8 protein-coding genes and 1 pseudogene are annotated in these 8,782 nt (G+C 71.1%); 4 read left to right on the top strand and 5 right to left on the bottom strand.

The window, feature by feature from the left end; all coding sequences use genetic code 11:
- Window positions 1-83: 83 nt before the first annotated feature.
- On the bottom strand, window positions 84-1,655 hold the full coding sequence (locus ACWGIG_RS33755; protein WP_453325509.1) for a glycosyltransferase family 39 protein: 1,572 nt from the start codon (window positions 1,653-1,655) through the stop codon (window positions 84-86).
- A gap of 291 nt (window positions 1,656-1,946) precedes the next feature.
- Here ACWGIG_RS33755 and ACWGIG_RS33750 point away from each other — a divergent pair, with 291 nt between their 5' ends.
- From ACWGIG_RS33750 to ACWGIG_RS33740, 3 genes and pseudogenes are all read left to right on the top strand, one after another.
- Window positions 1,947-2,570: an RNA polymerase sigma factor gene (locus ACWGIG_RS33750; RefSeq protein ID WP_453325505.1), complete on the top strand. Its 624-nt coding sequence runs from the start codon at window positions 1,947-1,949 to the stop codon at window positions 2,568-2,570.
- 8 nt (window positions 2,571-2,578) lie between these two features.
- A complete protein-coding gene (locus ACWGIG_RS33745; protein ID WP_453325508.1) occupies window positions 2,579-2,890 on the top strand; it encodes a hypothetical protein in 312 nt (103 codons plus the stop codon).
- A 60-nt stretch (window positions 2,891-2,950) separates the two neighbouring features.
- Window positions 2,951-3,227: pseudogene (locus ACWGIG_RS33740) on the top strand (oxidoreductase); the annotation flags it as partial.
- A gap of 74 nt (window positions 3,228-3,301) precedes the next feature.
- On the opposite strand, the gene ACWGIG_RS33735 reads toward ACWGIG_RS33740, so the two are convergent.
- The 4 genes from ACWGIG_RS33735 to ACWGIG_RS33720 form a co-directional block, all read right to left on the bottom strand.
- On the bottom strand, window positions 3,302-3,898 hold the full coding sequence (locus tag ACWGIG_RS33735) for a maleylpyruvate isomerase family mycothiol-dependent enzyme (RefSeq protein WP_453325507.1): 597 nt from the start codon (window positions 3,896-3,898) through the stop codon (window positions 3,302-3,304).
- 100 nt (window positions 3,899-3,998) lie between these two features.
- Window positions 3,999-4,583: a TetR/AcrR family transcriptional regulator gene (locus ACWGIG_RS33730; RefSeq protein WP_453325504.1), complete on the bottom strand. Its 585-nt coding sequence runs from the start codon at window positions 4,581-4,583 to the stop codon at window positions 3,999-4,001.
- A 91-nt stretch (window positions 4,584-4,674) separates the two neighbouring features.
- On the bottom strand, window positions 4,675-5,919 hold the full coding sequence (locus ACWGIG_RS33725; protein WP_453325506.1) for an MFS transporter: 1,245 nt from the start codon (window positions 5,917-5,919) through the stop codon (window positions 4,675-4,677).
- A gap of 131 nt (window positions 5,920-6,050) precedes the next feature.
- Window positions 6,051-7,046, bottom strand: a complete 996-nt coding sequence (locus tag ACWGIG_RS33720) for a hypothetical protein (protein ID WP_453325503.1) — start codon at window positions 7,044-7,046, stop codon at window positions 6,051-6,053.
- Window positions 7,047-7,294: 248 nt separating this feature from the next.
- Between ACWGIG_RS33720 and ACWGIG_RS33715 the strand changes: the two genes are divergently transcribed.
- Window positions 7,295-8,659 carry an FAD-dependent oxidoreductase gene (locus tag ACWGIG_RS33715; RefSeq protein WP_453325502.1) on the top strand — a complete coding sequence of 455 codons (1,365 nt, stop codon included), beginning with the start codon at window positions 7,295-7,297 and terminating at the stop codon, window positions 8,657-8,659.
- The last annotated feature ends 123 nt before the right edge of the window (window positions 8,660-8,782 follow it).

The raw sequence follows: 8,782 nt of genomic DNA, 5'->3' as shown, positions 1-8,782 counted from the left end.
CTTCAGGTGGGGGGCCGCGGCCTTTTCGCATCAGGGGCCGTGGCCCGGGCTTCTCGGGTCAGGGGCCGTGGCCCCGCCCCCGCTCAGGTCAGCGAGCAGCCCTTCTCACTCTTGGCGGTGATCGCCTCGGCCGTGTACGGGCACGCGAAGCCGACCCAGCGGAGCTTGGACCACAGTTGCTCCCACGACTCGCGGGGATCGCGGCACACCAGGAACTCGGTGTTCCGGTCGGCGACGGGCAGGTCGACCTTGAACTTCCCGCTGGGCTCGCAGCTCGCGAACAGGGCGCCGAACGTCTTGCGGTTCACGCCGACCGCGATGACGACGTCCGTGTTGTCGGCGGGCCTGCCGAAGTCCGCGTAGGAGTTCTGTCCGCTGTAGACGTTCGGGAGGCCGTTGTCCGGCCCGTACCGCTCCAGGGCGCCCGCCAGGCCGTAGTGGTTGGCGTAGACGACGGCGTGCGCGCGGTCCTGCGGGGACAGCTTCCGGTGCACGGCGCCGACCTGCTCGGCCAGTTGGGGCCAGGCCGCCTGGTCGAGCTGGAAGACCCCAAGTTGCGTCAGCACCGGGTTCGACCCGTACCACGCGACGGGCAGCACCGGCAGCATGAGCACTGCCGACATCGCCGCGTTGCCCACCAGGGCGGTGCCCGCCAGCGCACGGCGGAAGGCGGTCTTCGCCCACTCCACCACCACGACGGAACCCGCGGCCAGCAGCACCAGCTGGAGACCGCCGGTGTACTCGGGCTTCCCGCCGATGGCTATCAGCAGCACCACCATGAACAGGTAGGCGAGGCCGACCGAGCGGTACGCCCGCCACTGCGGGCGGCGCAACAGGGCCACCAGCCCGGCGATCCACACAGGAGCGAGGAACAGGCCGATCAGCAGGATCTGGAACGGCACGAACGCGACCCTGGAGTCGGCCCCCAGTGCCGTCTTCAACGCGGCGCTCATCTCCACCGCGGGCCAGCCGTGCGTGATCTGCCACACCACCGCAGGCGCCGACAGCAGCGCGGCGAGTGCGGCGCCCAGCCACAGGTGCCGACCGCGCAGGACCTTGCGCGGCCCCCATGCCAGCACGCCCACCAGCAGGGCGATGACCAGCAGCACGATGAGGTTCTTGGCGAGCATGCCCACGCCGGTGACCGCGCCGATGGCGAGCCAGAGCCGGGTGTCCTGGGTGCGCAGCAGGCGGACGAACAGCCAGCCCAGCGTCACCCAGGTGACGAGGTCGGGGATGTTGGTGGTCAGTACGTGCCCGGCGTTGAGCGTGACGACCGTCGCGCCCGTCGCGGCGGCGGCGAAGGCCTGGGCCCCGCCCTTTCCGCCGAGTTCGCGTGCGGTGAGGCCCGCCACCCACACCACGACGCAGGCCAGCAGCGCCGGCACCACGCGCAGCGCGGTCAGTGTGTCGCCGAGCAAGGAGGTCTCGGCCCAGGCGATCAGCGAGACCAGCGGGGGCTGGTCGACGTATCCCCACGCCAGGTGCCCCCCCGACGCCCGGTTGTACAGCTCGTCGACGTGGTATCCGTGCCGCCCCGACAGGGCCAGCAGCACCACACCCACGCCGGCGGAGACGGCGAGTAAGAGCCGTCGGTTCAGCACGGGAACCACCACCGGGCGGTCCTGGGAAGGTGCCGAAAGATTCTTGGTCATGGTCGCCACGTGTTCACACTCTTTCTGTCCGCGGGCTCGGCCGTTCGGATTGTCTCCGGCACGTCGCGGGCGGGCGACCATCTTGAACCGTAGGAGAAACTCGAAACCTTCGGCCGGGGGTGAATCCTTTTCCGACCTCCCCGCCTCCTATGTGTGTACCGGCCGACGGGGCCGGTGGAACCGGGAGGAAACGCCAATGACGGTCACTGTTCTGGTCGTGGTCGGAGTCCTGCTCGTGGGCGCGTGCAGCCGGCACCTGATGCGGCGTTACAAGAGGAGTGGGAAGAGCGCGTGAGCCCACGCGGCCCCTGGCCGGACGAGCGGCTGATCAAGGCCGCTCAGGACGGCGACGTCACTTCGCTCACCACCGTCGTCATGGAGTCGCAGCCTCATGTGCGCAGGTTCGCCCTGTCGCTGTGCGCCTCGCCGCAGGACGCCGAGGACGCGGCACAGGAGGCGCTGATCATCCTCTACCGGAAGATCGGCACCTTGCGGGCCACGGGCGCGCTCGCCTCGTGGATGTTCCGGATCGTGCGCAACGAATGCCTGCGGCAGCTACGGCTGTTCGTCGTGCGGCGCGACGAGGCGCCGGCCGAGCTGGAGGCGCCCGCGGGACCTTCCGCCGAGGACGCGGTGCTGCACGGGCTGGAGGTGGAGCGGATCGCGGCCGCGGTCAGCGCCCTGCCCCGTGACCAGCGGCAGATCCTGATCATGCGGGACGTACAGGGCCTGCCGGGCAAGGCCGTCGCCGATGCGCTCGGGCTGAGCAACGCCGCGATGAAGTCGCGGCTGCACAGAGCACGCGCCGCGCTGCGTCACACCCTGACCGCAACCGGCCGAGCACCTGCTCAGGCCGTGGACGAAGCACCTGCTCGGACCATCGACCGACCAGCCGGAGGAGACTCACCACCGTGAACACCGAGATGCCCGCGCAGCACCCAGATGCCCGGGCCACCCCGCAACCCCCCGCACCCGCAACGAACTTCGCCAGCAGGTCCGTCCCGCGCCACCTCGCGCGCGGTGCCGTCGGCTTCGGGTTGATCATCGGCTCGATCGCCCTGGTGCCCGCCGTCGGACCGGCCACCCTGCTGGCGGCCCCGTTGGCCCTGATCGCCTTCCGCGGCTGCCCCACCTGCTGGATGGTCGGCCTGGCGCAGACCGTCTCCCGAGGCCGTCTGGAGCGCCGGTGCGCGGACGGCGTCTGCACGCTCACCAAGGCGCATCCGGCGGCGTAGGCCGGCCTCTTGGCCCTTTCAGGTGTGCGCGAGGCACGTGTGCCGTGCCATCAGTTCGTCGAGGTGCTGGTAGCCCTCCGCCGCACCTGGCCCGGCACCCTCATCATGAAACCCGGTGGCCCCGGTGGGCCCCCAGCAGACCGACCGGGCCGCCGCCGACCGCCGGCCCGGCAGGGGCGCCGACCTCATCGGCTTCGGCCGCGCCTTCCTCGCCAACCCCGACCTGGTCGAGCGCCTGCGCACGGGACTCCCGATCGCCCCCGTCGACCCGGCCACGTACTACCAGGGCGGCGCCGCGGGCCGCTTGACGTACCCGGCCTGCCCGCACACGGCGTGAAACCGCTCCTCGGGCCATGCCGGTCCTCGGGCCATGCCGGCCCTCGGGCGGCGCCGGTCCTCGGGCGGCGCCGGTCACCGCGTGAGGGCGACTCCCGGTCCGGCAAGTTCGTGCGGCGGGACCCGGCGCCCGGAGACGGTCAGGAGCAGTGCGAGCGCCGTTCCGCTGATCTCCGGGCCGTGCCCGATCGACAGGTCGGCGTCCGTGGCCGAGAGCCGGACACGGGAGACCAGTTCCTTGGCTCCGCCGAAGGACTCCGAGGTGCGCGTCTGCAGGCGCAGCGCCCGTACGACGGCCTCCTGCGGATAGGACCGGGTGAGCCCCAGGGGCCGGCGGATGTCCTCGCCGTGCACGACCTCCTCGACGAGCCGGCTGTCGAGCGGGGCAGGTGGCGGCGACCAGCGCGGCGCCCCCAGCCGAAGCCGCTCCAAGGTCTCCTGCGGCGAGGCGGCACGCTCGCGTTCCACACCGCGCGCGTTCTGCCGGTCGAAGTCGAACCGGGCCCGGACCATGCCGGACACGAAACCGAGCCGCGTCGTGCGCGCGGTGTCGATCAGGTGGGCGACCACGTCGTGCACGGTCCATCCTTCGCAGAGCGACGGGGTGCTCCACCGCTCGTCGTCGAGCTGAGCGAGGTCCTGGGCCAGCGCCGCGCGCTCCGTGTGCACCATCGGCCAGACATCGTCGTTCACGGTCACTCCTTCGCTCGATCACAGTCTCTGCGAGGGAGGACCTGCCGCAAGCCGGAAACTCATCGGCCGTCACCGGGACTCATCGGCCGTCACCGGGAGGGCCGGGGGCGAGCAGGATCTCCCGGAGCACTGCCTCGTACTGGTCCGCGGTCGGTGGCCGGTCGGTCAGCAGCGCTTGCAGGAGCATGCCGTCGATCGTGCTGACGAGGATCTGGATCCGTACGGGACTGCTGGTGTAGCCGTGTGCGAACTCGGCGAGGGCCGCCAGCCAGCGCTGGGTGGGTTTGCGGAGGCCGGGCCTGCGGGCGGCCAGGAGGAAGAGCTCGTACTCGGCGAGCAGCAGGTCGGGCGTGGCCACCACTTCGGCCATCCGGTGGGCGAGGGCGCGCAGTCCGGCGGCCGACCCGTCCCCGTCGGCGGCGAGTTGCCGCATGCGGGCGGAGTCCTCGTCCATGCAGGAGGTCAGGGCCGCGGTCAGCAGGTCGTCGATGCTCTTGAAGTAGTAGGCGGCGGCGGTGGGGGGTTGGCCGGCCTCGCGGGCGACGGTGCGGTGGCTGACGCCGGCGACGCCTTCGCGGGCGACCACCTGGAGCGTCGCCTCGATCAGTTCCCGCTTGCGCCGTTCACCCTTGGCCCGGCGCCCGTCGGTGTTCTGCTCCTGCATGGATGCTCCCGGACATGGTGTGTGACGACTGCTGGCTTCGGACTTCGGACTTCGGACTACGGCCTTCGGACTGAGGCCTTCGGGCTACTGGCTACTGCGGCTGCGCGGCCGGTTCGGGACGGGGCGGGGCCGGTTCCGAACCGCGGGTCCGGGTGAGCAGCGGGCGGTAACCGGCCAGGGCAAGGAGTACGAGGGCGAGACCGGCCGCGACCGCGACGTAGAAGCCCCCGGCGGGGCCATGGGTGTCGATCATGCTGCCGGATACCGCGGCGCCCAGGGCCACCCCGACACTGAGACCGGTGATCACCCAGGTCATCCCCTCCGTGAGCTCGGCGGCCGGTACGACCCTCTCGACCAGCCCCATGATGGTGATCATCGTGGGTGAGAAGAAGAGGCCGGAGACGAACACCGCCGCCGCCAGCGCCCAGATGCTGCCGACCAGCAGGAAGGGCAGGGTGGTCAGGGCCGTGCCCACCGTGCCCAGCAGGAGCAGCCGGGGGAGCGGTGTCTTCAGTGCGAGCGTGCCGAAGACCAGACCCGAGAGGGCCGAGCCGATGGCGTAGCAGGAGATCACGATGCCGGCTCCGGCCGCCATGTCCTGCTCCTGGGCGAAGGCCACGCTGACCACGTCCACCGTGCCGACGATCGCGCCGCCCGCCACGAGGGTGAGGGCGAGCAGCCGGAGGGATCCGATGCGGATGGCCGAGCCGCCCGCGCCGCTCTCCGTGGTGTGCGGGGTCCTGAGCACGGGGGGCTCGGTGCGCTTCTGCGGTACGAACAGCAGCACGCCGAGCGCCAGCAGGACGACCGCTGCCAGCGGGCCCGCCTCGGGGAAGAGCGAGGTGCACAGGGTCACGGCCACCGCGGGGCCGACCACGAAGGTCAGCTCGTCCACCACCGACTCGAAGGAGTACGCGGTGTGGAGCTTGGGGTCGTCACGGTAGAGGTGCGTCCAGCGGGCCCGGACCATCGCTGCCATGTTGGGCAGGGCGCCGGCCGGGACGGCGAGGGCGAAGAGCGTCCAGACCGGCGCTCCGTAGCGCGCGCAGAGCAGGAGCGCGCTCATCGAGAGCACGCTGACGCCCATGGCGGGCACCAGGATCCGCCCCTGACCGAACCGGTCCACGAGGCGGGAGACCTGCGGGCCGAACAGGGCCATGGACAACGTGAACGCCGCGGACACCGCACCGGCGAGACCGTAGTCGCCGCGCATCTCGGACAGCATCGTGATGATGCCGATCCCGGCCATGGCGACGGGGAGCCGGGCGAGGTACCCGGCGAGGGAGAAGGCCACCGAGCCGGGAGCCTTGAACAGGACGCCGTACGGGTTGGCCATGTCGGGCACCGCCTCAGGGATCGCGAGTAAATGGAACATCTGCTCAAGATTGAACGAGTGTTACATTTTCGCTTCCCGTACCCCATGCCCGGAGGGGTGAGGTGCGTCACGTTCGAGGGAAGGGGGGCGGGTCAGTGCCCGTGCCCCGGTGCCTTCTCCTCCTCCGGCCGGTCGGCAGGCGTGGTCGTGGCCGTGTTCCCGGTCGCGTCGCTCTGGCCCGCCCGGACGGTGAAGGCGGCCGTGCGGACCTTGCCCTCGTGCTGGAAGTCCAGGAAGAGGCGGTACGTTCCGGAGCTCGGGGCGGTGGCGGAGAAGGAGACCTCGGGGCCCGGCTTCGTGGTGGCGTCACCGGGTTCGCCGTTGGGGTGGACGTGCAGGTAGGCGAGGTCGCCGGAGCGCAGGGCGACGAGGTGGCCGTACGCGCCGAGGTAGGGCTGGAGGTTGGTGACCGGCCTGCCGTTCCTGGCGACGCTCAGCCTGAGCTCGCCGCTCTTGCCCGGCTTCAGGCCGCCGGCCAGGGTCACCTCGTAACCGTCCACCTCGGTGGTGCGGGCGGGTGCGGGCAGGGGGGCGGGGTTGTAGGCGCCGGAGACGGCCAGGTCCGCGCCGAGGGTGAGCGCCTCGGCGCCCTTCTTCGCGGGCTTGAAGTCGGCGAACGCCCGGTAGCCGCCCGCCGCCGGCAGGTCGGCCGTCGTGCTCCAGGTGCCGTCGGCGGCGCGGGTCGGGTGGAGGTGGCGGTAGACGGTCAGGTCGCGCGAGGCGACGATGAAGTGCATCTCCTTCTCGTGCTCGCGCTGGTACGCGGTGACCTTGCGGCCGTTCCCGTCGAGGACGGAGAAGCTGAGCCGGGTGCGTGAGCCCGCGGTGACCTGCGGGGTGTCGAGGGCGAGGGTGTAGCCGCCCTCGGAGATCTGCAGGCCTCCGGCGGCGGGTGAGGTACCGGCTCCGGAAGCCTCGTGCCCGCCGCCTGCGGGGTCCTCGCGCTGCTGGTCCCGTTCGTGCGGGGCCTGCGCCGCGGGCCGCTGGTCGGTCCCGGTGGGGCCGACCGCCGTGCCCACTCCGTAGGCCGCGCCGAACGTCGCGGCAACGGCACCGGCGAAGGCCGTGATCTTGAGTCCTGTGTTCATGACGCTCTCCTGGGAGTCCCGAGCCGCTTGAGTGGCGGCGGCTGCGCATACACTTCACCATACCCCTGGGGGGTATCCAGTCAAGAGGATTCGGCCACCAGGGGGCGGAAGGGGAGGGCTTTCGGGTTCCTTTGAGATCCCATAAGCCAGCCTTATGGGGTCATAGACCGGACCCGGCTACTGACTTAGGTTTGCCTTAGTTTAGGCTTCGCGGTGATTCGCCTGCCCCCCTCGAAGGGAACCTGAACATGCCTCGCCCCCTGCGGGTAGCAATTGTCGGAGCCGGCCCTGCCGGGATCTACGCTGCCGACGCACTGCTGAAATCCGCCGTGGCGGCCGAGCCCGGAGTCTCCATCGACCTCTTCGAGCGGATGCCGGCCCCGTTCGGCCTGATCCGTTACGGCGTGGCCCCCGACCACCCCCGGATCAAGGGCATCATCACGGCCCTCCACCAGGTGCTCGACAAGCCGCAGATCCGCCTCTTCGGCAACGTCGACTACCCGGGCGACATCAGCCTGGACGACCTGCGCTCCTTCTACGACGCCGTGGTCTTCTCCACCGGCGCGACGGCGGACCGGGCGCTCGACATCCCGGGCGTCGACCTCGACGGCTCGTACGGTGCGGCGGACTTCGTCTCCTGGTACGACGGCCACCCGGACGTACCGCGCACCTGGCCCCTGGAGGCCGAGAAGGTCGCCGTCCTCGGCGTCGGCAACGTGGCCCTCGACGTCGCGCGCATCCTCGCCAAGACCGCCGAGGAGCTGCTGCCGACCGAGATCCCGCCGAACGTCCACGAGGGCCTCAAGGCCAACAAGGCCCTGGAGGTCCACGTCTTCGGCCGTCGCGGCCCCGCCCAGGCGAAGTTCAGCCCGATGGAGCTGCGCGAGCTCGACCACTCGCCGAACATCGAGGTCATCGTCGACCCCGAGGACATCGACTACGACGACGGCTCGATCGCCACCCGGCGCGGCAACAAGCAGGCCGACATGGTCGCCAAGACCCTGGAGAACTGGGCGATCCGCGACATCGGGAGCCGCCCGCACAAGCTGTTCCTGCACTTCTTCGAGTCCCCGGTGGAGATCCTCGGCGAGGACGGACGGGTCGTCGGTCTGCGCACCGAGCGCACGGCGCTGGACGGCACCGGCAACGTCAAGGGCACCGGCGAGTTCAAGGACTGGGACCTGGGCGCCGTCTACCGCGCCGTCGGCTACCTCTCCGACGAGCTGCCCAAGCTGCCCTGGGACGTCAAGTCGGGCACCGTTCCCGACGAGGGCGGCCGGGTCGTCGAGGAGTCCGGCGAGCACCTGCGGTCGACGTACGTGACCGGGTGGATCAGGCGCGGCCCTGTCGGCCTGATCGGCCACACCAAGGGCGACGCCAACGAGACGGTCGCCAACCTCCTGGACGACTTCTCCCACGGCCGTCTGCACGAGCCGACCTCGCCCGCCCCGGAGGACGTGGACGCCTTCCTCGCCGAGCGGAACGTCCGCTTCACCACCTGGGAGGGCTGGTACAAGCTGGACGCCGCGGAGAAGGCACTCGGCGAACCGCAGGGCCGCGCCCGCGTGAAGCTCGTCGAGCGCGAGGACATGCTGGGAGCCAGCGGAGCCTGAGCGCTTCGCTGGACGCGCCGCGGGGTGCCGTCGTTCATCTGCGGCGCCGTCGAGGCTGGTCGCGCAGTTCCCCGCGTCCCCTGAGGACCTCCGCACCGAATGCCGCTGGGCCCGACACGCGAG

The sequence above is a fragment of the Streptomyces sp. NPDC054863 genome, assembly GCF_053610825.1.
Note: the sequence above shows the minus strand (reverse complement) of the source record. Positions and strands in the feature narration are given on the sequence as shown.

Bases quoted from the DNA above. Each gene is read 5' to 3' on its own strand.
- ACWGIG_RS33720 (WP_453325503.1), bottom strand. From the start codon at position 7,046: ATGAACACAGGACTCAAGATCACGGCCTTCGCCGGTGCCGTTGCCGCG.
- ACWGIG_RS33715 (WP_453325502.1), top strand. From the start codon at position 7,295: ATGCCTCGCCCCCTGCGGGTAGCAATTGTCGGAGCCGGCCCTGCCGGG.
- ACWGIG_RS33725 (WP_453325506.1), bottom strand. From the start codon at position 5,919: ATGGCCAACCCGTACGGCGTCCTGTTCAAGGCTCCCGGCTCGGTGGCC.
- ACWGIG_RS33730 (WP_453325504.1), bottom strand. From the start codon at position 4,583: ATGCAGGAGCAGAACACCGACGGGCGCCGGGCCAAGGGTGAACGGCGC.
- ACWGIG_RS33745 (WP_453325508.1), top strand. From the start codon at position 2,579: ATGCCCGCGCAGCACCCAGATGCCCGGGCCACCCCGCAACCCCCCGCA.
- ACWGIG_RS33735 (WP_453325507.1), bottom strand. From the start codon at position 3,898: ATGGTGCACACGGAGCGCGCGGCGCTGGCCCAGGACCTCGCTCAGCTC.
- ACWGIG_RS33755 (WP_453325509.1), bottom strand. From the start codon at position 1,655: ATGACCAAGAATCTTTCGGCACCTTCCCAGGACCGCCCGGTGGTGGTT.